Source organism: Actinotignum timonense (assembly GCF_002860685.3).
Taxonomy (GTDB): domain Bacteria; phylum Actinomycetota; class Actinomycetes; order Actinomycetales; family Actinomycetaceae; genus Actinotignum; species Actinotignum timonense.
Window position 1 is genome coordinate 1,185,233 of sequence record NZ_CP136960.1, and the last position, 23,917, is coordinate 1,209,149.

Genomic DNA, 23,917 nt, shown 5'->3' on the forward strand with positions numbered 1-23,917 from the left:
AGCCGGAATCGTAGCCGTTGTTAGGCCGCGGGCCGGGGCCCGAAAATGGCGCTGCCGACCCGTACCTGGGTGGAGCCTTCCGCCACGGCGATACCCATATCGTGGGTCATGCCCATGGAGAGTTCGCGTACGGTGGGGTGCTCGCGCTGGAGCTGGTCGCGTAGTTTGCGCACGAGCGCGAAGGAGCGGGAGATTTCCCGTACGTCGCTGGTGTTCGCGCCGATGGTCATGAGGCCGTCTATCCGCAGGTGGGGGAGCTGCGCGATCTGGCCGACGAGTTCTTCTACCTGTTCCGGGTCGATTCCGTATTGGCTGGCTGCCCCGGAGGAATTGACTTGTACGTAAATGGAGAAGGGCCCGTGGGCGTGGCCTTCCTCAAGCAGGCGGCCTTGGAGCCGGTTGAGGCGCTGGGCTAATTTGAGGCTATCCACGGTTTCGATGCAATCGGCCAGTTCGAGGGCTCGCCCGGCCTTATTGGATTGCACGTGGCCGATGACGTGGGTCCAGTGGGGCGGGTTGCCTGCGCTGGCCGGGGCGGTGCCGCTTCCTTCCCAGGTGCTGGCATCATGAATGAGGCGTTCAGTTGAGTCTGAAGCGGTGCCGGGAGTTGAGGTGGAAGCCGTGTTGAGCGCCAGTGCAGACGCGGTTCCGGAGCCTGTTTCCGCCGCCGTTGCGGGCACCGCGAGCTGGGCTTCTACGTCCTGTAGTTGTTGGATGAAGTTTTGGCCCATGAGGCGGGAGCCGGCGGCGAGCGCGGCGCGGATGGCGGTGATGGGCTGGTGTTTCACCACGATTTGGAGTCGGGCAGTGCCGAGCGGTATTCCGGCAGCTTCTTCCGCTCCGCGTAGGGCGTCACGCACGAGGGTGATGCGCCCGGGGATTTCTTCCGCGGTTGGGGTGATGCTGGATAGTTCAGCAAGGCGAGCAAGCTTGTCATGCTCCGTATATGTCATGGTTTGTGTCAGCTCCACAGGTATCGGGTATCCGCCGGTGTTTATGGTAGTTCTCTGTGCCGCGAACTGGTGAAATAATCTCATAACTGGCGTCATGGTCCTAGAGCCGGAACAATCGCCCCAGAACTGGCGTCATACTTTCAGTGCCGAGTAGCGGCTGAGAATTCCGGGTAGCCGCCTCATAATTCTCCCACGCTAATAATGTCGAGGATGGCATGCCCAGCAGTATCGCTTGCCTCAAGGTCCACAACTGCCCAGAATCCCCAGGAGTTGTCACCTGCGCCGTCGTCAAAAACTTGACGCACTAACCAGGCGCGCAGGCGCCCGGTGGCGGAGCTTAGGTTGTCCATAACGCTATCCACGTGTTCCGCAGGGACGCTGGCGGTGATGAAATCCGCTCGGTCGGGGTGTTCCAGCATGGTGACGAGTTGGGCGGAGCGTGCTTCGGGTCCGATGCCGATCTCTTGGTAGGAATCGAAGTAGGCGTCGGTAGCATCCATCCAGGTATCGCCATCCCAGACCGGGCCGCCGAGCCAGAGCGGGATGCCGTCCCCGCGGGCTACACCGGCGCCGTCGTCCAGGGCTGCTCGATCAAGCCAGTCGAGATTTTCGTGCGCCACGGCTTCCACGAAGCGGAAGAGTGCGTTGCGGATGGAGACTCGCAGCGCGTGTGGGCTGCGCGAAAGCGTAACCTTGCCATCTTCATCCGCCCCGAAAGCGCGCTCGCGGGCGCCCCCTGCGCCGCTGTCAAGATTGGCGATCTCCGTGGCGGTGATTCGGCCATCGCGCAGGGCTTCCCATTCGTCCAGCAGACTGGAATCCACCGAGCGCACCAGGCCGCCCAGCCAGCCGGTCATGTCTTCAAGATCCGGGGTGCGGGCTTCCAGCGGAACGGTTTGCCGGAGCGCCTTGTAGGTGTCCGTGAGGTAACGCAGCAGAGTTCCTTCGGATCGGGCCAGGTCATAGCGAGAAATAAATTCGGAGAAGGTGATCGCGTTTTCGATCATTTCCCGCACGATGGACTTGGGGGAGAGCTGGAAATCATCCACCCACGGGTTGGTTTGCCGGTAGATCTGGAGCGCCGCGCCTAGTTCTTCCGCGAGGGGTTGCGGCCAGGTGATTTTATCTGCCTCGGCCATGCGTTCGTCATAGCCGATACCCGCGGCTTTCATGCGCCCGATGGCACGCCCGCGCGCCGCGCGTTCCTGCGCGTACAGAACCTGCATGGGGTTATCTTGGACCGCTTCGATAACCGAGATGACATCGAGGGCGTACTCCGGGCTGTCCGGATCAAGAATATCCAGCGCAGCCAGCGCGAAGGGCGCCAGCGGCTGGTTCAAAGCAAAATCAAAAGGAACTTCACGCGCGTATTCGATGGGGGAGTGCCCCGGGTGCTCAGCCAACCATTGCGGAGTGTGATGGAGGATCACCCCGGCGCGCTCCAGAGACATATAGATGCGGGTGGCTTGCCGGATAAGCTGGTTGGATGCCGTGCGCGGTTCGTGATTATCCGTGAGTAATGTGGTGACGGCCGCGACGTTATCCCCCGGGCGCTGGAACAAATTGAGCATGAGCGAATGGGAGACCCGCATCTGGGACGTCAGAGTTTCCGGCGCGGCACCCTTGAGGTACTCAAAAGTTTTTTCCGACCACAGCACCGTATTTTCCGGGGGCTTCTTCTTTTGAATGCGGCGCTGTTTGACCGGATCATCCCCGGCCCGGGCCACCAGCCGCGCATTTTCGATTTCAAATTCGGGCGCCTGCACGATCACATCGCCTTTGGTATCAAACCCGGCCCGCCCGGCGCGGCCCGCGATCTGGTGGAATTCGCGTGCGCTCAGGTGCCGATTGCGCTGACCATCAAATTTAGCCAGCCCGGTCATCACAACGGTGCGAATCGGAACGTTAATGCCGACCCCGAGGGTATCTGTACCGGAAATAACCGGAAGCAGGCCCGCTTGCGCCAGCTTTTCCACGAGCCGCCGGTAGCGGGGGAGGAGGCCCGCGTGGTGCACGCCGATACCGGACCTGAGCAGCTTAGAGAGAATTTTCCCGAAACCGGGGCCGAAGGAAAAATCCCCCAGGGCTTCTTGGAGGCGGGCTTTCTGTTCCTTGGAAACAAGCGCGTGGGTGAGGAGGGCTTGGGCCTGCGCTACCGCTTCTCGCTGCGAAAAATGCACCACATATACGGGTGCCCGATGCGTGGAGGTGAGTTCCAGGAGGAGCTCACCGAGCGGGTGATAGGAGTACGAGAACGACAGCGGTACCGGCCGTTCCGCGTTACTCATACATTCGACGGCGCGCCCGGTGCGCTTCTCAAGATCCTCCTCCAGCCAGGTGGTATCCCCCAGCGTGGCGGAAAGAAGCACCTGCTGAGTGTGGGTGAGTTCCAGAAGCGGTACTTGCCAGGCCCAACCGCGTTGCGGATCGGAGTAGTAGTGGAATTCATCCTGGACCAGCACGCCGATATCCGCCGCCGCACCATCACGCAGACTCAGGTTCGCCACGATTTCCGCGGTGGCACACACCACCGGAGCACCGGCATTAATAGTGGAATCCCCGGTCACCATCCCCACGTTATCGGCACCGAAAACATTGATGAGTTCGAAAAACTTTTCCGATACCAAAGCCTTGAGAGGCGCGGTGTAATACGCGGTTTTCCCGCGCGCGAGCCCGCAGAAAATGGCGGTGAGCGCAATGAGTGACTTCCCCGAGCCGGTGGGCGTGGAGACGATCATATGAGCATCATCAATAGCGGCGAGCAGCGCCTCTTCCTGATGGGGATAAAGCGACCGCCCGGTGCTTTCCGCCCACTGGGTGAACGCCTCATAAAGCGCATCATCAGGCGGGTTGAGCCCATACTTATCCTCCAGAAGGTCCAGGGCAACATTGAGTTGCGGACGAGGGCGCGACGCCGCGGCCCCGGGCTGATCTGACTGTTGTGAACTCATGACTTAAGGGTGCCACACTCCTACGACATAAAAATCTGCCGAAACGGATGCGTGGTGTTCGTCCAGTAAATTCTGAAGAAATAGATAGCGATGTGACGTCGTACTTCTCTTCCCCGCGCAGGCGGGGATTCCGCGCGCCGTATCTGCTGCGGGTACCGGCAGTCTCACTCTTATATACGACGACGACGCCGCCCGCGAGCGGGGCTTTTCCCTGCCCAGTACGGGAACCGGCAGTCACCCTGTCCTTGATCGGGATGGAATGCTGCTTATCGGAACGAGTGTGGAGGGTATAGGCATGGCGCAATAAGCTAAATTTGAGAAGTGAAAAGTGGTGCGGTTGTAGCCTCCAGCGCACCGGTCAGCATCATCGAGGGAAGCGTGAATCTGGAACTTTGTTCCATCGCGTTTTCCGAGTCCGCCGCCGATAAACAGCCAGGTCAGCCAGCTGTTCCCCGCGCGGGCGGGGGTAATTCCTCGTCGGGCACCAGGTAGCCGCCCTCGCTATCCTCTTCCCCGCGCAAGCGAGGGGTAATTCCAAGGATTACAACAAGGGGAATACCGCCGGTATCTCTTCCTCGCGCAAGCGGGGGTGTAGAGGCGCGGAAACGGGGAGGGTGCGATGTCGCATCGGGTAAGTGCCCGTAGACCCTTAATCTCTGGGTTAAGGGTTGCATCTCTTGGGCGGGATGCTGTTGGTGCGACGTCGCAAAGCGCGCTATCTCGCGCTTATCTGGCAGTGGGGGAGGTGGTGTGAGGGAGGAAACAGCTTTAGGTAGGGTTCTTAACTTGCGCTGGGTGGTGGGCCTGGGTAAAGTATCTATTCGTCGCCGCGGGCGGCAAACATAAAAGAATAACGAGCACCGCTAGCTCAATTGGCAGAGCAACTGACTCTTAATCAGTGGGTTCTGGGTTCGAGTCCCAGGCGGTGTACAGCAGGCCCCGTAGTTTCCAAGCTATGGGGTTTTCCGCATTATCGTGCGGAAAGCAGTCACGTGACTAGCGTACGTCGCGGATTGTTTTTACGCCACCATTTCTCAGCACTGTGCCATGGGACTCTTTTACAGCTACGCGCAGGGCGAAATTGCGGGCTTCCCCCATAACTATCTAAGCGACACCTGTCGCGTTATTCTTGATCGCGAACTAAGCGGCTGGCGCGACCGGCGCGAGCGTACCGGTGTGGCTGGCGCGAGCGGAGTGAACAGACCAGTGTTGGTGACGCGAGCAGTGCGAACTGGGCGGCGCGAACTCGTAGCTCGAGCTGAGCGGCGCAAACTGAGTGGCGCTGACTGTGTGAACGGCACGGAAGTGCACGCCCGGCAGCTGTGGCCGCGCTAGAGGAGTATTTATGAGCGACTGTCCCTATTTCCGGATCTCTAAGAGCGGGCTGATTGTGCTTGCTGGCGGGGTGTGGTGCCTGGCAGGAGTGAACGTCGCGCGCATTGGTGTGGAGAGTATCGCGGGCTCCACCATGGGCGCGCCGTGGATCTGCCTGCTTCCTCTGCTCGTTTTCGCCGCCTTCGGGGCGATGTTCGCCAAAGTTGCCGGGAAACATATCCGGCGTATTCGCTCCCATCCGTGCTCGGCACGGCCCTTGTGGCACTTCTTTGACGCACGCTCCTACCTCGTTATGGCCATCATGATGGGCGGTGGAATTGGCTTGCGTGCCAGCGGATTCCTGCCTGATTCCTTTATTGCTTTCTTCTATACCGGCCTGGGCGCCGCGCTCGCCGGGGCTGGCCTTCTTTTCTTCCTTGCTTTCGTCCGGGGTATACGCCGCGCGCGTTAGGCGTCGGTCGTGGTATACACCTTCTCTAAAGCTGAGCGTAACTGACTCAACCACTATTGAGCCTAGAGTGAACAATTACTCCTGAGTGGAACAAATGCAGGGCAGTGGAGGTTGAGATTGATGTCAAGGCGATAGGCCCCGGGCGCCGCAAGGCGCGCGGCGTCGTCGTTCATAGAAGTGAAAGAAGGATTGACCATGGCATACGATATTGATCGCACAGTGTCCAACGCGGTGGACCGGTTCCTCAGCCCCTTTGATGGCTTTTTCGCCGTTCCCACTCGGATGGTGAACGGGCGGCGTTCCGATCTGGAGAATCTCGCGCTGCAATACCGTTCGCAGCTCAAGCAAACTGAGGATGGATACGAAGTTCTCTTCGATGTTCCCGGGTTCGCGCCGGAGGATATTGACCTCAACGTTTACCCGGATCACATCACCCTCAAGGCCTCGCAAGAAGAGGAAATTGAGGGCGGTACGCGCACGCGCTCCGTCTCCCGCAGCCTCGGCTTCGACCAGGCGGTGGATACCACCACGGTGGATGCGGATCTGAGTGATGGCGTGCTGACCGTCTCGGTGAAGACCACCGCGGGTTCGCAGGGTCGCAAGGTTCAGATTGGTTCGGCTAAGCCGGCTTCGGCTGAACCCGCGGCAGAGGCTCCGGCCGAAACCCCGGCCGCCTAGCCGGCTGAAGTGGCCTACGCGCCGCTAACCGTAAAAATCGAAGTGAAGGGCAGCTCCGGGATTATTCCTCCCGGTGGCTGCCCTTTGCCAACCGTTTTGCCAGCCGCTCTTCCTCACCGCGTCTTTACCTGCTCTTCCCTAACCGGGTTCTGCGATATTCCAGCGGGGTCATCCCGTGCCGCTCCATAAAAGCGCGATTGAGCGCCCGGGTGCTGGGGAAACCGACCCGCTGGGCAATATCTTCCAGGGTGGGGACCTGCTCCTCCATGAGCAGGTAATACGCGTCCTCGACCCGCAATTGCGTGACGTACTGTTTGAAGGTCATCCCGGTGCTGAGCCGGAAAAGTCGGCTGAAATGCTCGCGCGAATAGCCGTGCGCTTCGGCCACGCTCGCAGCGGTCAGCGGTTCTTTGTGGCGGCGCTCGATATCGCTCACAATCGCGAGAATCGTGGTATCGGTAGCGCGGCGAACTCCGCGCGGGCGGCACCGAACAACGAAGTTCTGGTAGAGCAAAAATAGGATGTCGAAAAGGATCGCGTTAATTCCGAAAACCCGTTCCGGGCCGAGCATGCGGGTGGTGTCGATCATGCGCAGGCATAAGTCAATGAGTGCTTGCCGGTCTTCATCCCGCGCCCGCGCCGAATCCACGGACATCACATAAAGATCAGCCTTCTTATAAATTCGTTCAATACGGCTGCTGTCATACGTAATGGACAGAATGAGCGGCGCTTTCCCGCCGCGTGATTCCGTAATAAATGAATGGGGAGTGTAGGGGCTGATAATGCAGAGCTTTCCCGGGTGGAGGGCCTCAACGCGCGAATCGATAGTCACGCTCCCGCCACCCTCCACAACGTAATTGACCTCGACTCCGGAATGCCAGTGGGTCGGAACCACTTCCGGCTGGCGATGTACTAGCACCAGAGCGGGGTATTCGGCAGGCATGGAACCCACCTCACAAAAAGCACGATTGAGGATGGGCTCTCTCGGGGTGTGTATGCGGTTATCCATCATGCTTAACTCCTCGCGGATTCATCTCTCATAGTAACGAGCCGCCCCGGAGTCTGGTCAGGTATGAGGGGATAGCTCCCGGGTATGAGGGGATAGCTCCCAGTATGAGGGGACAGCTCCCAGATATGAGGTGATGGCCCCATTCTTCGTGAGAAAAGCTGCGGGGCCGCCAACCATGTCACGTTTGAGCATAGAGTGTGCCACATTTCGGCACTACCGCCCGGAAAATTTCGCCTAGGCTCAGTGGCGCGAGGGGTAAGGAACAGCCAAGAATCACAACGGCTGAGAAGCACAACACCAGCCAAGATTCACGCGAAGCAGGAAGTAGCACGCATGTGCTTCAGGCTCCGCACTTACCCCGGCTTTCGACAGTGCCTCCTTCGAATGGGAGAAGGGGGCGGTTGATAGAGAGGAAGATGCGCAATGACGCGTAATAAAGAACAGCGCGGCACCCCGGCACCAGCGGCAAAAGCCCCGCTGGACCCGGTCATCAAACGCCGCATTATTATTGTTTGCCTGGCCGCCGCCGTCGGCGGTTTTCTGTTCGGATACGACACATCCGTTATCAACGGCGCGGTCGATTCCATTGCCGGTTCCCGAACCGGCTGGGATCTGAGCGCCTTCATGAGTGGTATCTCGGTTTCCTGCGCCCTCTTCGGGTGCGTGATCGGCGCCTGGTTTACCAGCCATATTGCTGATCGCCTGGGCCGTGTCCCCACAATTTTCATCGCGGCAATCCTGTTCGTGGTGTGCTCGATTTTCTCGGCGATCGCCCCGAGCGTCTGGATCTTCATTATTTTCCGATTCGTTGGTGGTCTTGGCGTTGGCCTCGCCTCGGTGATCGGCCCGGCCTAAATCGCTGAGGTAGCTCCGGCTCAGATGCGAGGATTCCTCGGCTCCTTCCAGCAGATGGCCATCGCTTTCGGTATCCTCGCCGCCGTGGTGGTGAACGCCACCTACGCGAAGGCTTCGGGCGGTGCCGACGAAACCTTCTGGTTCGGGATGCCCACCTGGCGCATCATGCTCCTGAGCATGATCGTGCCGGCCCTCATTATGCTCATCGTCTCCCTCAAACTCCCCGAATCCCCGCGATTCCTCGTTATGAAGGGCCGTGATGACGAAGCCGCCGCGATTTTGAAGCGCCTCACCGGCGAACAGGATCCGGAAGGTAAAGTCCGGGAAATCCGCGCAACCCTCTCCGGCGAGAAAGCCGCGAAGCTCTCCGATCTGCGCGGCAAGACTTTCGGGCTGCGCAAGGTGGTCTGGATCGCCATGGCGGTCGCTGCCCTCCAGCAGCTCTCCGGCGTCAATATCATCCTCTACTACGATTCCTCGCTCTGGAAGTCAGTTGGTTTCAGCGAACAGCTCGCCCTGAATATTTCGGTGTACCGGACCATTGGCGCGATTATCGCGACCATCCTGGCGATGTTCATCGTTGACAAGGTGGGCCGCCGTTTCCTGCTCATCACCGGCTCCACCGTCATGACGATCTTCCTGGGAGTTGCCGCCCTCGGTTTCTACCAGGCCGAAGTCGACGGCGCATCCATCACCCTGCCGGGCATGTGGGGGCCGATTACCCTGGTATCGGTCTACATCTTCTACCTGGCCTTCTGCTTCACCTGGGGCCCGGTCATGTGGATTGTGCTCGGGGAGATTTTCCCGAACAACATCCGCGCCCTCGGCGTTGCGGTGGCAAGCGCGGTGAACTGGATCGCGAACTTCCTGGTCTCGACCACTTTCCCGCCCTTGAAAGACGCCATCGGTACGGGTAACGTCTACCTGCTTTACGCCGTCTTCGCCGCCGTGAGCTTGATCTTCGTGATGAAGGCGCTTCCGGAAACTGCCGGTGTTGAGCTCGAAGATATGCCGGCGGAGTAGCCGCGCGCCAATTAATCGAGTGCAATTAACTCAAGTGTCATGAGCCGAGCGCTGAATAGCCAAGTGCTGAATAGCCGCGCGCTCATGAACCAAGTAGTGAGGACAACACATGCATCCTGATACCCCGGAGAATATTGCCCGGGCCCGCACGTGGACGCCTATTGATGAGGATCTGGCCGGCGTTGACGCCGCGATCCGGCAACGTGCCATCGAGGTGCGGAAATCTTTCGTTCTCGATGTTGATATCGTGCGGTGCGAACGCTGGCACACCCCGGACACGGTGGATGTGATCGCGGATATTCCCTATCTTCCCGACGGGGAAACCAACCCCTTCCACCGCCTGGATCTCTACCTTCCCCACGATGCGTACCTGCGCGGCGGCAAAGCGCTGCCGGTCTACATCGATATTCACGGTGGCGGTTTCGTCTACGGAACGAAGGATCTCAACAAGAATTTCGGAGTCCATCTCGCGGAGCGGGGTTGCGCGGTTTTCTCGCTGAGCTACCGGCTCGCCCCGGCTGCTGATTTCCTCGACCAGCTCCGCGATGTGCTCGCGGGTTGCGCCTGGATTGCGCGCCACCTCGATGATTACCCGGTTGATCCGGATTCGGTTGTGATCACGGGGGATTCCGCCGGCGCCACCCTGGGGCTGTACGCGGTTGCGGCTTTGCGTAATCCTGAAATTTTCGCGGCCCTGGATGCGCCTGACGCGCCTGCCGTTGCGCCGGGCACCGCGCCGCACGCCCCGGCGCCTGCCGTTCTGGGGGAGGAGCGGCTCGCCGTTGCGGGCATGGCTTTCGTCTCCGGTCTTTTCGACCTCTCGGACCTGGTGCCTTTCGTTTCCGGCCGCCCCGGTGGTGGGAACGACGACGCCGCCACTCCCACTCTCGCCTATCTGACGGAGATGGGGGGCTTCATCGACCGCGCCGTGCAAGTGCTCGGCGAAGAGCTGTTGTGCGCCGAAAAGCTCGTTTCGCGCTGCGAGCTCCCGCCGGCTTATCTGGTCACGAGTTCAGATGACTTTATCGAATTCGAAACCCTGCTCTTTGCTGGATATCTTTCCCGCAAGGGAATCCCGGTGGAATGCCATTCCTACCGGCCCCCGCGCGGGGCAACCCTGGGCCACGTCTTCCCGGTGGGGCAGGTGTGGCTGGAGGAGAGCCGCGAGGTCCTGAGCGACCTCAAGCGTTTCGCCCTCGAATGCCGGTAGGACCTGAAATACCGGTAGCACACGCCGGATAAGCCGAGCTCTCTACTTCGGCGCGCACTCGCTTTTCTGCCCGCGCGCCATGAGCTCGGCTTCCGGCGTGCCTTCGCGCACGTAGGTGGCTCCGGCATTCGGAGTGGCCTCATTGGCCAGCGTGATGCTCTTCCCGTCCTCGGCGAAATGCGCCACCGAGGTGCCGATCTCCTTACCGTCGATATCCTTCCAGGTCACGAGGTTATTCGCCGGCTCAAAAAGCCCGGTCATCACCTGGGATTCCCCGCCGTTGCAATCCACTACCTTGGAGATCAGTTCGCGCCCATCCACGCTCACCACGTACATAGACGCCCCCGCCTGCCGCATAAAACTCCCGGCCTCGGTGGTTTCGCCAGCATCGCAGCCGCCCAGCAGCAGCGCCCCCGCGCCCGCCAGGCCCAGCGCCGCCGCGCTCGCCGCCACCTTGCGCACCATATCGCGCATCTCACGCCTCACTTCCCGTATTTTCCGGAAACGGTTTCGTATCTTCGTCCCTACTTTAGCCGCGGTACGACGCCGCCGCCCGGCCCGCCCACTCGCTTCCACGCCGCGGCTTACGTTCGCGCGGCCGCGCTAGGGAACCGCCACGTTCGCGTCCGCGCCACCGCACCACCGCGCCGATCTCCGGCGCGCCGCCACACCGCTCCAGCCTCGCTACAACACCAAGACCGCGGGCACCAGGAAAATCTTGACCACAATCGAGAAAGCGAAGAGGGTGGCGTAGGCATTATCGATGCGCTCATCGCCCACCCGGGAGGTGGCCGCATCCAGGACCGCCGGCTGGCCCAGGAAACCGGCGATGGCGCCGGCGGTACGGGGCGCGGAAAGGCGCAGCACCCAGGCGCCGGCCACCAGCAGAGCCGCGCAGGAGACCAGCGTGATCACGCAGACCGTCACCGCCGCGCCCACGGCCTGCGGGGAGACCACGATCTGCGCGAAACCGGGCCCGGCCGTGAGCCCCAGGCCCGCCAAAAACAGGGTGAGCCCCAGCTGGCGCATCGTCAGATTCGCGGCCTCCGGCATGGCCCACACAAAGGGCCCGGTGCGCCTGGCCGCCCCCAAGAACATTCCCGCGATGAGCGGCCCGGCGGCGGTACCCAGCTGGAACACCTGACCGCCCGGCAGCGGGAACGTCACGAAGCCGAGCAGCAACCCGGCCACCATCCCCACCGATAGGCTCAGCACGTCAATCTCCGAGATGGAGCGTTCGGAATCCCCAAAAAGATCCGCGATGGCATCCCAGCGTTCCCGCGGGGCCACCACGGTGACGCGGTCGCCCGGCTCCAGGATGAAATCATCGCGGGCCAGCAGCTCTAGGTCTCCGCGCCGCACCCGGGTCACCACCGCGCCGTATTTAGCGGGCAGATTGAGTTCCCCGATGGAACGCGCCGCCACGTCCGGATTGGACACCACCAGGCGGTTGAAATCCACGTGGCTGCGATCATCGGCCAGGTGTTCGCTGCGCAAATGCCCGAGGTGCGCGGCGGCCGCCTCCACATCTGCCGCCAAACCAACAACAACGACGTCGTCCCCTATCTCAAGGTCCTCACCGGGCAGGGCCACCCGCACGCGTTCGCCGCGCCGCAAGTAGGATACTCGCACCCGCCCGTCGGCCCACTCAGGAATATCGCGCAGGTTCATGGGGTGTTCCACGGTGATGGTGCGCGGATCGAGCAGGCTTCCCGCCAGCGAGGGGGTATCGCGCAGCCCCGGCCAGGCCCGCCCCACGATGAGGGAAACCAGGATAATGCCGATAATGACAGCCAGAGGATACCCGAAGGCATATCCGATAGCGGGCTGTGTGGAACCGTCCGTGAGTCGGGTGGCGGTGGCGAGGGCCGGTGCCGCCGTCGTCGCCCCTGTGAAAAGGCCGGCCAAAAATGGCCGTTCGATACCGAAAAGAATGCCCATGACCAGGGCGGCGCCCGCGGCGAGGAAAACCGCAACCACCGAGGCCAGAAGCAAGGAAAGATTGCGCCGCAGCTGCGCGAAAAAGGCTGCACCCGAGGCGATGCCCACCGTGTACACGAAAAGGGCGAGCCCGAGGGACTGCACCACGTCCATACCCGCCCCGAGTTCGGGGAAGCGCGCGGACATGGCCAAGCCCACAAAGAGCGCGCCGGCCGCGCCGATACGTATCCGGCCCAGCGGAATCGCCCCGAGCAGGGAGCCGAGGGCCACCACAACGAAAATTGTTAATAAAGGAGAAGAGTCAAGGATCGCCACGCCATAAGACTAGCCGGGGTAGAGTTAGAGTGTGTCTGATCCCATTGTTACTCTTGCAACGAGCAAAGACTTACCGAAGCTCGACGTGGACGAGGCCGGCCTGCCCGATGCCCTGCGTGAGCGCCATATCGAACCGCGCGTCGTAGCGTGGAACGATCCCGATTACGACTGGAATAACGCCGGAGTCGTCGTTGTCCGCTCAGTTCGTGATTACGGGCGCGATCCGCAGGCTTTCATTTCCTGGGCCCGTTCCGTTCCGCGGATTCTCAACCACGCCGATATTATGGCGTGGAATTCTGATAAGCATTACCTGCGGGAATTGGAAGCGGCGGGTTTGCCGACCATTCCCACCACCTGGCTGGAACCGGAGGAAAACCTCACGAAACACCAGGTCCATACCCGTTTCCCGGCGCACGGCGATTTTGTGGTCAAGCCCGCGGTGTCATCCGGCGGGCGCGGCACGGGGCGCTATACCGCCACCGATCCGGCCTCGCGGTCCCAGGCGATTCTGCACGCCCAGCACGAGCTGGCTAAGGGCCGCAGCGTGATGGTGCAGCGCTACCTGGAGAATATCGACCGCACCGGTGAGGTCTCGCTCATCTTCCTCAACGGCCTGGCTTCCTACCGGGTGGAAAAGGCTCCGCTGCTCCACCCGCGTTTCCGCAGCGCGGACCAAATCCAGGAAGAAGTGGTCTCAGTTTCCGCGGCGCGCGAATCGGAATGGCGCTGGGGCGAGCGGGTGCGCAATGTGCTGCACGGGCTCATCCGCGAACATACCGGGCGCGACCACCTGCTGCTCTTCAACCGCGTGGACATCGTGCCGGCCGCGCCGGGGGACCCGAACGAGTTTTACGTTATGGAGATTTCCCTGATCGACGGCTCGCTCTACCTGTCGCTGGATGAGAGTCACCTCAATCGTTTCGCGGACGCGATTGCGGTGCGTACGGCCTGGTAGCGGTACTAAATAGCACGACGGCGCAGCTCCCGCTCCCGCGCATAAACGCGACTGAGGTACGACGGCGCAGCCGGGCGGGGCGCCGATCTGGCTCACAACGTGGCCGCTATCACCGCCGCTGAATTGTCTTTGCGCGCGGTGACCGGCTATAGTTGTTTATCGGCGTTCTTTCGCCGAAATGGTGGCCATAGCTCAGCTGGCAGAGCACCTGGTTGTGGTCCAGGAGGTCGCGGGTTCAAGCCCCGTTGGCCACCCCAGAGTTCAGGCTCGTTTTGAATGTTTGGAAGCAAGCAGGCGAAACGAGCCTGAGTCGTATCGCTGGTAGGGGATGGCGGTGGTGCCGGCCTATCGGCGCAATGCCGTTTTTGGCGGTTGTTCTATAAGGCTCAGCGCACCGCCGAAAACGTGGCGCGCGCTATCCTCACCGTCACGCCACCAAATTCTCGGTACCATAGGGGAATGACCAGCGCGGAGCCGTGCCCCGCGCAGCCAGGGCAAGTACAGGTAGGCCGCTCGCGGCCGTGACAAGGAGCCGCACAGTTGAGCCAATCGCAATCCTTCGCGTTCGATACCCAAACCCGTATCCCCAAGGTACGCATCGGGGTCGGCCGCGCGCACGGCAAGGCGATCCTATTCGGCGAACATGCCGTGGTCTACGGCGCCCCGGCCATTTCCCTACCCGTCCACGTACTTCCCGTCATCGCCAACGCCACCATCACCACCGGCGAATCAACCATCAGTTCCGAACTTTATCGCGGCCCGGCCGCCACTGCCCCGGAGCGCCTGAGCCCCGTGGTTGCCGCTATTGACGCCGGCCTCGATTTCGTGGCCCCGGGCAGCTCCGCCCACGTCACCATTTATTCCGATATTCCTTACGAGCGCGGGCTGGGTTCCTCGGCCGCGGTCGCTGCCGCGATCGTTTCGGCCATCGCCGACGCCGCGGGAGTGCACCTCTCGTCCGCCGAGCGTTTCCTCCTCATCCAGGTAGCGGAACGGGTGGCCCACGGGCGCCCTTCCGGCATGGATGCCCACGGCGTCGTCGCCGATACTGTTATTAAATTCCAGCGCCCGGACGTCACGCCCCTCATCGTGGCGCGCCCCCTCCACGTGGTTATCGGTGATTCCGGGGTGCCCGGCGCTACCCGGCAGGCCGTCGGTTCGGTGCGTGAGCTGCGCGAAAAGTTCCCGGCCAAAGTGGAGGCCCTGGTTGCACGCCTGGCCGGATACGCGGCGGACGCGGAAATGCAGCTCGCAACAGGAGACTGGGCGAGCATGGGGGAGAATATGTGGCGCGCCCACGCCACGCTCGCGCAGCTCGGCGTCTCCTCCCCGGAACTGGACACCATGGTAAACGCTGCTCACGGCGCCGGGGCGCTCGGCGCGAAGATGACCGGCGGCGGGATTGGCGGTTGCGTTATCGCCCTGGCAGAGAACAGTGTTCACGCGAAAGACATCGCAGCGGCGCTGAGCGCGGCGGGCGCGGCAAACGCCTGGTCCACCTGGGTGGAGGCCAGCAAATGAGCACCGCGCGCGCCCACCCGAATATTGCCCTCATCAAATACTGGGGGAAAGCGGATGACGATCTCATGCTTCCCGCCGCACCTTCCGTTTCCCTTACCCTCGATATTTTTCCGACGACGACGACAGCCCGCCTCGCCCCCACCGCCCAGCGTGACCGACTCATTCTCAACGGCCACGAAGCGAGCGAAAAGGCGCTTAGCCGGGTAGAGCGGGTGCTCGATGTTATCCGCGCACAGGCCGGGCGCAGCGAAAAACTACTGGTCATCAGCGACAACGAAGCTCCAACCGGCGCCGGGATGGCCTCCTCAGCTTCCGGATTCGCGGCCCTGGCGCTCGCGGCCACCACCGAATACGGGATGGGTGTAAACACCGCTCACCTCTCTCGCCTGGCTCGGCGCGGTTCGGGATCGGCTTCGCGTTCCGTTATTAGCGGGGTGGCGCTCTGGCATGCCGGAACAGATGAAGAATCTTTCGCTGAAGAAATCCCGGCCCCGCCGCTGGCCATGGTCTCCGTGGTATTAAACACTGCTCACAAGAAAATCACTTCCCGGGAAGCTATGGTCACCACCCGCGCTACCTCGCCGTACTACCGCGGCTGGGTGGAATCCACTCGTGAGATGGCCGCGCAGATGGTGGAGGCCTGCAAGGCGGGGGATATGCGGCGCATCGGCGAACTCACCGAGCTATCCGCGCTGCGCATGCACGCCCTCATTATGAGCTCCGACCCGCCCATTCATTACCTAACGTCCGCATCCTGGCGCGTTTTTGAGCTGGCCCGTACCCTGCGCGGCGTGGGACTGGATGTGTATGCCACCGCGGATGCCGGCCCGAATGTGGTGCTCCTGACCCGCCCCGAGCTCGCCGCTGAAGTGGCACGCCACGCCGAAGCCCTCGGCAAAGTAAACATTGCTCACGCGGGGAACGGTGCTTACCTGGTAGCGGAACCGGAGTCACACCGCGCGGTGTCCTAAGCCGCCGGCGTGAGAGCAGCCACGCGGTGCGTTACAGTTGCCGAAGGAACGTGGGAAGAACACGGGAGGTGTTGTGAGCGAAGCAGGTAGCTTGAGCAGGGCAGATAGCGTGAACGGAGCAGATACAGAGCAGTCATCCGCGCGCATCCACGCCAATGCGCCGGGCAAGCTCTACATCGCGGGGGAGTACGCCGTGGTGGAAGCCGGCCGGCCGGCAATCCTCATCGCTGTGAACCGTTTTATTGACGTTGTTCTTAGCCCGGCGGAAGGCTCCGGCCTGGTGCGTTCGCACGGCAACGGTTTCGCACCCCTCTACTGGCGCCACGAAAATGCCCTCCCTGTTTTTGACGATATCGGCTCCGATTACGCCGCCAACGCCATCCGCACCGTGGAAGCGCTGCGCAGCGAACGCGGCTTGGAGGCCCGCCACTACAACCTCGATATCACCTCCGGCCTGGTCGAAGAGGACGGCCGCAAATACGGCTTGGGTTCCTCGGCCGCGGTGACGGTGGCTATCGTGGATGTGCTCAATCGTTTTTACGATCTCAAACTCACCCTGGAGGAACGCTACAAGGTTGCGCTGCTTTCCGTTCTGGAGCGGGCCCCGCGCGCTTCGGGCGGGGATATTGCTGCTTCCACCTACCGAGGCTGGGTCTACTACCGCTCCCCGGACCGCGCGGGCTTGAGCGAATACGCGCGCAACCACAGCGTGACCGAGACTCTGAGTGCCCCGGCCTGGGATCCGTGGGCGGTGGAATCACTGCCCGCTCCCGCCCGTGAAGAACTCCTGGTGGGCTGGACGGGCCTGCCCGCTTCCACCGAGCACCTGGTTTCCGGGGTGCAGGCCCGCTCGCGCGGCGCCTACTTCCCCGGATTCCTGGACGAATACGAGGACGTGGTGGAACGCCTGGCCACCCAATTGCGCACCGGTGGACGCATCGGCGCGGAGATCACCGCCGCGCGCCGGCTCCTGCGCCAGCTGGGCGCCAGCTCGGGTATCACCATCGAAACCGAGCGCCTGACTCATTTATGCGACGTCGCCGCCGAGCTGGGGGGAGCTGCCAAATCATCCGGAGCTGGCGGGGGTGACTGCGGGATCGCCCTGGTGGGAAGCGATGTGGATAAAGACGCGGTGTATCGGGGTTGGCGCGCGGGCGGCGTCGAACCGCTGAACCTCGCGGTGGTGGAAGGATGAGCGCGGTGAACGCTGCCGGCGCGGCTGGGGCTAGCGGTTCGCGCGGTATGGGCGATGGAGCCGGTGCTCAGCAGGATACTTCCCGGGCGGCGCGCAAGGACGAGCATGTGGCCCTCGCGCGGGCTCAGGAGATCCGCCGTAATGATTTTGATTGCGTGGCGCCGGTTCATCACGCGCTTGGCGCGTGCGACGTCGCCGCGGTGGACTTGTCCACGCAGGTCGGGCCCTTCACGTGGCCGCTGCCTTTCTATATCAACGGGATGACCGGCGGGACGGAAGCGACCGGGCGCATTAACCGGGTGCTGGCGATCGCGGCGCGGGAAGTGGGCGTGCCGATGGCGAGCGGATCGGCCTCGGTGGCCCTTGATGATCCGGCTACGGCTTCGTCTTTTACTGTGATTCGGGAAGAAAATCCGCGCGGTTTCGTTATGGGCAATATTGGGGTGGGACGTAGCGGCGCGGATGCTCGGCGCGTGGTGGAGCTTCTGGACGCGGATGCCCTCCAGCTGCATCTCAATGCCGGGCAAGAAATTGTTATGCCGGAAGGCGAGCGGGAGTTTTCCGGTTGGCGCGCCTCGGTGGAGGAGATTGTGGCGCAGGCCGGCGTACCGGTGATCGTCAAAGAAGTGGGATTCGGGATTTCGCAGGAAACGCAACGTGTGCTCGCGGATCTTGGGGTGCAGGTGGTCGACGTCGGGGGAGTGGGCGGCACGGATTTCGCCCGCATTGAAAATTCCCGGCGGGAAGCGCGTGAATACTCGTATTTAGCGGGCTTCGGGCAGTCTGCCGCGCTGTGCCTGCTTGAGGCGGAGGCAGGAAGCCGGCTTGACCTGCTAGCTTCGGGCGGGGTGCGCACTCCTTTGGATGTTGTCCGTTCGCTTATTTTGGGGGCGCGTGCGGCCGGTGTGGCTCGCCAATTCCTTGAGCTGGCGGTTCAGGGGGAGGAAGCTGCTGTGGCCGGTTTGCGTTCCTGGCGGGATCAGGTGCGCGCGCTGCTGGCGCTGCTCGGGGCGCAGACGGTCAGTGCGGCACGGCAATGCCAGGTGCTTATTACCGGGGAGCTGGCCGAACGGGCCCGGCTGCGCGGCGTCGATCTTGAGGCGTATGCGCGGCGTGAACGAACGCATAATACTTCGCGCAATGCAACAGGCATATAGTATTGCTAATACTCTCGGGTGGCGTTAGTATTGAGGGGTGAGAGTACGTGACCCTGATCTGTACGCTTTCTTCCTGGGAGGCCCCTACCCAAGGCGTTATCCGGCCGGTTTGCAAAAGCAACTTACCCGGCGCTTGCAGATGCTGAACGCTGCGAGGACTGTGCACGATCTTCGCCAGCCGCCGGGAAACCGGCTTGAGGCGCTTTCGGGTAATCTCCGCGGGTATTGGAGTATCCGCGTGAATAATCAATGGCGGGTTGTGTTCCGCTGGGATAATGAAGCACAGGAGGCTTACGATGTCCATTTCCGTGACTACCACTAACCAGTATCTTTCGACCCCGGGCGAGATTCTGAAAGAAGAATTTCTTGAGCCTTTGGGGATCACGCCTTACCGCCTCGCCAAGACTATCGGGGCGTCGCAAACGTCCATTGGGGAGATTATTTCCGGTAAGCGTTCTATCAGTGTTTCGATGGCGTTTAGGTTATCGAAGGCTCTCGGGACAACTCCGCAGTTTTGGGTGAATTTACAGCGCGATTTTGACATTCTCTCTTTTGACGCATCTGAAGTTGAGAGTATTAATCCGCTTGTTGCCTAATTCATTGTCAGGTGCGAGTTGAATCTGCGTGCTTATCTTTATCAAAAAAGGGCACTCAACGCTCAACTCTGACCGTCATGCATCTCCCCATATTTCGCGCCCAAGTTTTCACAACTACTCGACACTGGCCATGTGCTCAAAAACTGTGAGGAACAGGTGTCTTGCATTTGAGTACGTCCCAGGCTGCCGACTATTGACGGGCTACGCTCCGCATTATTTTAGATATCAGTGATGCAGTACTAACGAGGAGGTTAACGATGGAGTTGGTGAATGATTACACCCTGTCGGTAGGCCAGCAGGTTAAAAAATATCGCACTCACCAGGGACTTACGCGCGAAGCACTTGCGGCAATGGCGCAGCTTCCGCTCGATGCCGTAGTGAAGCTTGAATCTGGGATGGGTGATGTTGAGGGAGCTGTTCTTTATCAGCTCTCGGTCGCTCTCGACGTGAGCATTGAAAGCCTTCTTTCGCTCGCTGATGTCGGTGACAAGGTCAGCTATACCACTTGTTCCGGGACGGACAAGTCGGATGTGGAAAAGATGCGCGACGCCGCGCTCGGCTATTGTGCCGACCTTGAATTCGTGTCAAGCGCGAGTTAAATCTGCACGACTCAGGCCAATGACTCGCCTTCCTAAGATATATAAAAGTAGAAGATGTATAAGATGTAAAAAGTAGTAAAGGTCGAGATCTGCGGATAAGGATTGCGACTGATCCGTTCAGATCAACAGGTAATTTGAGGGCCGTCGTATCATCTTCTCTTTGACTCGTCCGTAGTGGATAGCGCTGCGCCACTCGTTTCCTGCGGTATTTTCCCGGAACTGTACTGCGCTCGTACGACACGTGAAATACATCTGTGAAAAACATGCCGTCTCCCGCAGGGGCTCCTGTGATTGTTGGGGTACGTGAGGTTGCCGCGTCTGAGCGTTGTGTCTGTGTAGAACAACGCCGCACCGCAGTCGCACCTGACCAGCCCTCATAACCCCACTCCCACACCACCTTATGAGATGTCCCACAGAGATGGTTCTTTCCTCAACTGGATTTCTGCGCGATGAGCGCCTAACGTAATCCCCATGGCGAACAGGACCACTCAGATGCACACCGCGATGCGCGGTGCCTGCGTGCGTACCTGCATGTGCCCCATGTGTTGCATGTGTTGCTGTCGCTAGTTCGCCAGCGGAACCCGAATAATTAGATGCCCTCCTACTGAAGACCGGGCATTTTCGGATAAGCCAGCGCGGACAAGCGGTACCCCGGCGCTCAATTCCCGGGAATAGCACAAGTGTGGATAATGCGATGTCCGCGGTGGCACGGCCTTGCGTCTCGTTCCCAAAATCCCGCATTATCCACGGTCACCCCAACACCAAGTAAGGAAGAACCGTGGCAATTGCACAAACCTCACGTATTCGTCGTCGCGTCCTGGGCGGGCTGTCCGCCCTGGCAGCGTTCACCATGGCCCTTACCGGGTGCTCCAGCCCGGATCTATCCGGCTCGGGTGACTCCGCCACCGGCACCGCCGCCGATTCCGGGACCGGCGCGGCGAGCGCCACCGTGGGGGCCCGCACCCCTGAACAGATCAAAGAAGCCGGCTCGATTCGCATCGGCACCTTCGCGGACAAGGCACCTTTTGGCTCGCTGGTCGGGAAAAACACCTACGAAGGCTACGACATCGTTTACGGTGACCGCCTCGGTAAAGACCTGGGCGTCAAAGTCGAGTGGGTCCCGGTGGATGCCTCCTCGCGCGTGGAATTCCTCAAGTCCGGGAAAGTCGATGTTATCCTCGCGAACTTCACAGTGACTCCGGAACGCGCCGCGCAGGTAGACTTCGCCAACCCCTACATGAAGGTCTCCTTCGGTGCCGTTTCCAGCGCGAAGGAGCCGGTGCGTTCGGAAGCGGAGCTCGCGAATAAAAATATTATTATCGTCAAGGGCACCAGCCAGGATGCGTGGATTACCGCCAACCACCCGGAATGGAAGGTAACCAAGTACGAGCAGTACACCGAGGCCACCAATGCCCTCACCGACGGGCGCGGGGATGTGTGGATTACGGATAACACCGAAGCCCTCGCCTTCACCGAACAGAACAAGGATTTCGTGACCGGAATTGCCTCCTTCGGGGAAGAATCCACCATCGCTGCCGCCGTACAGCAGGGAAATACTGAGCTGCGCGACTGGATCAATAACAACCTCGTGGATCTCGGCAAGGAAAACTTCTTCCACAAGGACTTCGAGCAGACCCTCGCCCCGGTTTACGGCACCGCGATCTCTCCCGATGAACTCGTCATTGAGGGAGGGGCTCGCTAAAAGTTCCTCCTCCCTCACGCGCGGGCCGCCCGGCACCAAAAATCGTCCGGCCCCAAAATCGCCCGGCTCCAAGAAAAGCCGCCTGAATCGGCTCAACAACCGCCCGGCCTCAGCTAACCGCCCGGGTGGCCCGCGCCGGGGGAGAGTGAACCTCACGCGAGGAGACTCCATGGATCTATCAGTACTGAGCGAAGCGTGGCCCCTGTACCTGCAGGCCATGCTCGTCACGCTCCGCATCGGCGCCATTGGCGTGGCCGCCTCCCTCCTCCTCGGCTGGGTGTGCGCGGCGCTCGCGCATTTCCGGGTGCCTATCGCGCGCCAGCTCGTGGCCATCTACATCGAGCTTTCGCGCAATACCCCGCTCCTTGTTCAGCTTTTCTTCCTCTATTTCGGCCTCCCGAAAATCGGCCTCACCCTCACCGGGGAAACCTGCGCGATTATCGGGCTGACGTTCCTGGGCGGCTCCTATATGGCCGAAGCTTTCCGCTCCGGCTTGGAATCGGTGCCGCGCATCCAGCACGAATCCGCCCTCGCCCTCGGGCTCACCCGCCGCCAGGCCCTCACCCGGGTCCTGCTCCCGCAGGCCGTCGCCGTGGCGATGCCGGCACTCACCGCGAATATTATTTTCCTCATCAAGGAAACCTCGGTGGTGTACGTCGTTGCCGTTCCGGACCTCATGTACCTGGCCCGCGAACATATGGGTCTGCAATCCACAACGCAGGAAGCACTGCTCCTCCTCACGGTGTGCTACACGATTATTCTGCTCCCCATCGCCCTCGGGGCGCGCTGGCTGGAAGGGAGGATGCGCCGCTATGCTGCCGTTCGCTAACGTCACCCTCGCTTCCATATCCGCGTATTTTACGACGACGCACGGCGCCCTCGCCTCCCTGCCCGCTCGCTTCACCTCCGCACCCGCGCCCGCCGTTCCGACGAGCGGCGGGGAAGGCTGGCGCCCGCTCCTCGACCCGGAGAACCTCTCCCTCCTCTTCCAAGGACTGTGGGTCTCGGTGCGCATCGCCCTCATCGCGATGGCGCTCTCCCTTGTATGTGGCACACTCTTGGGCCTGGTCATGGACGTGCGCTCGCGCCTGGTCCGTTTCCTCACCCGCGCCTACGTGGAGGTGCTGCGCATCATCCCGCAGGTGGTGCTCCTCTTCATCGTCTACTTCGATTCCACTCGCACCTTCCACCTCGATATGTCCGGCGAGCTCGCCGCGATTATCGTTTTCACCCTGTGGGGGACGGCGGAGATGGGGGACCTGGTGCGCGGCGCCATTGCCGCCGTACCCGCCCACCAATACGAATCGGCACGCGCGCTGGGGCTCTCCACCCGCCAGCTCCAGCGCCACGTGATTCTTCCGCAGGCCATCCGCCAGCTCATCCCCCTCACCGTCAATCTCACAACCCGCATGATTAAAACGACGGCGCTTGTCTCCCTCATCGGCGTCATCGAAATCCTCAAGGTTGCCCAGTCGAATATCGACCGGGAACGTTTCGACTACCCGGATGCCGCCCTGTGGATCTACGGCGCGGTCTTCCTCATCTACTTCGTGGTCTGCTACGCGATTTCCGCATATTCACGCTACTTGGAAAGGAAACTAGCACTATGACAAGCCCGGCATATTCCCAGCCCCTCGACCCTGAACTCGCCTCCGGCTCGCACGCCCTAGGCGCCGCCACCACCAGCCCGAGCGCCTTAGGCGCCGCATCCGCCCCCAGCCCGCTCGCTGTGCGTGGCGCGGCCGGGCATGCACAAACGCTGCGTTTAGTCGACGTTGATAAAACCTACCCGAATGGCGTGCATGCCCTCCAAGGTGTCTCGCTTGAGGTGGCGCCTTCCGAAGTTGTCGTCGTCGTCGGCCCATCTGGATGCGGTAAATCTACGCTACTGCGCACCATCAACGGACTGGAGGATATCCAATCCGGAAGCATTTCGTACGGCGAGCAGAACCTCGCGGAACCGGGCACGGACTGGACCGCGGCGCGTGCCCGCATCGGGATGGTTTTCCAGAATTACGAACTGTTCCCGCACCTATCCGTCCTCGAGAATCTGCTCCTCGCCCCGCGGGTGGTGCGCAAGGCGCCCGCCGGCCCCACGCGCGAACGTGCCCTGGCGCTGCTGGAACGCGTCGGGCTGGCGAGCCGCGCCGATGCGCGCCCCAGTCAGCTTTCCGGCGGGCAAAAGCAGCGGGTGGCGATTGTGCGCGCGCTCATGATGGAGCCGGAGGTGCTGCTCCTGGACGAAATCACCGCCTCGCTGGATCCGGAGATGGTGCGCGAGGTGCTCGATGTGGTCCTCGAGCTGGCCGGCGGCGGGATGACGATGCTGCTCGTCACCCACGAAATGAATTTCGCGCGGGCGATCGCGGACCGCGTGGTCTTCATGGACGCCGGGAAAATCGTGGAAATTGATAGCCCCGAGCGTTTCTTCACCAGCCCCGCCTCTGAGCGCGCCCGCGCTTTCCTCAAGACATTCGTTTTTGAGCCGGTAGACTGAGCG

20 protein-coding genes, 2 tRNA genes and 1 pseudogene are annotated in these 23,917 nt (G+C 61.5%); 18 read left to right on the forward strand and 5 right to left on the reverse strand.

Features of this window, described 5'->3' with window-relative positions:
- Positions 1–20 precede the first annotated feature (20 nt).
- Both CYJ17_RS04895 and CYJ17_RS04900 read right to left on the reverse strand, forming a co-directional pair.
- A complete protein-coding gene (locus tag CYJ17_RS04895) occupies positions 21–971 on the reverse strand; it encodes a YggS family pyridoxal phosphate-dependent enzyme (RefSeq protein WP_234984532.1) in 951 nt (316 codons plus the stop codon).
- 161 nt (positions 972–1,132) lie between these two features.
- Entirely contained in the window at positions 1,133–3,904 is a 2,772-nt protein-coding gene (locus CYJ17_RS04900) for a DEAD/DEAH box helicase (RefSeq protein ID WP_087071081.1), read from the reverse strand.
- 857 nt (positions 3,905–4,761) lie between these two features.
- Here CYJ17_RS04900 and CYJ17_RS04905 point away from each other — a divergent pair.
- From CYJ17_RS04905 to CYJ17_RS04915, 3 genes are all read left to right on the forward strand, one after another.
- Positions 4,762–4,834 (forward strand) — tRNA-Lys (locus CYJ17_RS04905).
- A gap of 415 nt (positions 4,835–5,249) precedes the next feature.
- Positions 5,250–5,690: a hypothetical protein gene (locus CYJ17_RS04910; RefSeq protein ID WP_087071080.1), complete on the forward strand. Its 441-nt coding sequence runs from the start codon at positions 5,250–5,252 to the stop codon at positions 5,688–5,690.
- Positions 5,691–5,885: 195 nt separating this feature from the next.
- On the forward strand, positions 5,886–6,368 hold the full coding sequence (locus CYJ17_RS04915; RefSeq protein ID WP_087071079.1) for an Hsp20/alpha crystallin family protein: 483 nt from the start codon (positions 5,886–5,888) through the stop codon (positions 6,366–6,368).
- Positions 6,369–6,492: 124 nt separating this feature from the next.
- Here CYJ17_RS04915 and CYJ17_RS04920 read toward each other — a convergent pair whose 3' ends face one another.
- Positions 6,493–7,380, reverse strand: coding sequence for an AraC family transcriptional regulator (locus CYJ17_RS04920; RefSeq protein ID WP_087071078.1), 888 nt, complete (start codon positions 7,378–7,380; stop codon positions 6,493–6,495).
- Positions 7,381–7,800: 420 nt separating this feature from the next.
- Here CYJ17_RS04920 and CYJ17_RS04925 point away from each other — a divergent pair.
- Positions 7,801–9,255: pseudogene (locus tag CYJ17_RS04925) on the forward strand (sugar porter family MFS transporter).
- A gap of 109 nt (positions 9,256–9,364) precedes the next feature.
- A complete protein-coding gene (locus CYJ17_RS04930) occupies positions 9,365–10,465 on the forward strand; it encodes an alpha/beta hydrolase (RefSeq protein ID WP_087071077.1) in 1,101 nt (366 codons plus the stop codon).
- A gap of 42 nt (positions 10,466–10,507) precedes the next feature.
- Here the strand turns inward: CYJ17_RS04930 and CYJ17_RS04935 are convergent, their stop codons facing one another.
- Together CYJ17_RS04935 and CYJ17_RS04940 are read right to left on the reverse strand one after the other, a co-directional pair.
- Positions 10,508–10,939 (reverse strand): hypothetical protein, encoded by a 432-nt coding sequence (locus tag CYJ17_RS04935; RefSeq protein WP_101595197.1) that lies wholly within the window; start codon positions 10,937–10,939, stop codon positions 10,508–10,510.
- Between the two features lie 210 nt (positions 10,940–11,149).
- Entirely contained in the window at positions 11,150–12,721 is a 1,572-nt protein-coding gene (locus CYJ17_RS04940; protein ID WP_087071075.1) for an aspartate:alanine exchanger family transporter, read from the reverse strand.
- A 31-nt stretch (positions 12,722–12,752) separates the two neighbouring features.
- On the opposite strand from CYJ17_RS04940, the gene CYJ17_RS04945 reads away from it, so the two are divergent.
- The 13 genes from CYJ17_RS04945 (at position 12,753) to CYJ17_RS05005 (ending at position 23,914) form a co-directional block, all read left to right on the forward strand.
- The gene (locus CYJ17_RS04945) at positions 12,753–13,676 is read left to right on the forward strand and encodes an ATP-grasp domain-containing protein (protein ID WP_087071074.1); all 924 of its coding nucleotides are present in this window, start codon (positions 12,753–12,755) and stop codon (positions 13,674–13,676) included.
- Positions 13,677–13,857: 181 nt separating this feature from the next.
- Positions 13,858–13,933: transfer RNA gene (locus CYJ17_RS04950), tRNA-His, on the forward strand.
- A 283-nt stretch (positions 13,934–14,216) separates the two neighbouring features.
- Positions 14,217–15,197, forward strand: coding sequence for a mevalonate kinase (gene mvk / locus CYJ17_RS04955; RefSeq protein WP_087071073.1), 981 nt, complete (start codon positions 14,217–14,219; stop codon positions 15,195–15,197).
- Positions 15,194–16,168, forward strand: coding sequence for a diphosphomevalonate decarboxylase (mvaD, locus tag CYJ17_RS04960; protein ID WP_087071072.1), 975 nt, complete (start codon positions 15,194–15,196; stop codon positions 16,166–16,168). The genes mvk and mvaD overlap by 4 nt, the downstream gene beginning before the upstream one ends.
- 73 nt (positions 16,169–16,241) lie before the next feature.
- Positions 16,242–17,363 (forward strand): phosphomevalonate kinase, encoded by a 1,122-nt coding sequence (locus tag CYJ17_RS04965; protein WP_234984531.1) that lies wholly within the window; start codon positions 16,242–16,244, stop codon positions 17,361–17,363.
- The gene (gene fni, locus CYJ17_RS04970) at positions 17,360–18,520 is read left to right on the forward strand and encodes a type 2 isopentenyl-diphosphate Delta-isomerase (RefSeq protein WP_087071071.1); all 1,161 of its coding nucleotides are present in this window, start codon (positions 17,360–17,362) and stop codon (positions 18,518–18,520) included. Before CYJ17_RS04965 ends, fni begins: the two co-directional genes overlap by 4 nt.
- Before the next feature lie 37 nt (positions 18,521–18,557).
- On the forward strand, positions 18,558–18,842 hold the full coding sequence (locus CYJ17_RS04975; protein ID WP_087071070.1) for a type II toxin-antitoxin system RelE/ParE family toxin: 285 nt from the start codon (positions 18,558–18,560) through the stop codon (positions 18,840–18,842).
- Positions 18,817–19,116 carry a HigA family addiction module antitoxin gene (locus CYJ17_RS04980; protein ID WP_087071069.1) on the forward strand — a complete coding sequence of 100 codons (300 nt, stop codon included), beginning with the start codon at positions 18,817–18,819 and terminating at the stop codon, positions 19,114–19,116. Before CYJ17_RS04975 ends, CYJ17_RS04980 begins: the two co-directional genes overlap by 26 nt.
- A gap of 257 nt (positions 19,117–19,373) precedes the next feature.
- Positions 19,374–19,715, forward strand: a complete 342-nt coding sequence (locus CYJ17_RS04985) for a helix-turn-helix domain-containing protein (RefSeq protein WP_087071068.1) — start codon at positions 19,374–19,376, stop codon at positions 19,713–19,715.
- A 778-nt stretch (positions 19,716–20,493) separates the two neighbouring features.
- Positions 20,494–21,417, forward strand: a complete 924-nt coding sequence (locus tag CYJ17_RS04990) for a transporter substrate-binding domain-containing protein (protein WP_087071067.1) — start codon at positions 20,494–20,496, stop codon at positions 21,415–21,417.
- Between the two features lie 169 nt (positions 21,418–21,586).
- Entirely contained in the window at positions 21,587–22,246 is a 660-nt protein-coding gene (locus CYJ17_RS04995) for an amino acid ABC transporter permease (protein ID WP_087071066.1), read from the forward strand.
- Positions 22,230–23,027 (forward strand): amino acid ABC transporter permease, encoded by a 798-nt coding sequence (locus tag CYJ17_RS05000; protein ID WP_101595193.1) that lies wholly within the window; start codon positions 22,230–22,232, stop codon positions 23,025–23,027. Before CYJ17_RS04995 ends, CYJ17_RS05000 begins: the two co-directional genes overlap by 17 nt.
- Positions 23,024–23,914 (forward strand): amino acid ABC transporter ATP-binding protein, encoded by an 891-nt coding sequence (locus tag CYJ17_RS05005; protein WP_234984529.1) that lies wholly within the window; start codon positions 23,024–23,026, stop codon positions 23,912–23,914. The genes CYJ17_RS05000 and CYJ17_RS05005 overlap by 4 nt, the downstream gene beginning before the upstream one ends.
- The last annotated feature ends 3 nt before the right edge of the window (positions 23,915–23,917 follow it).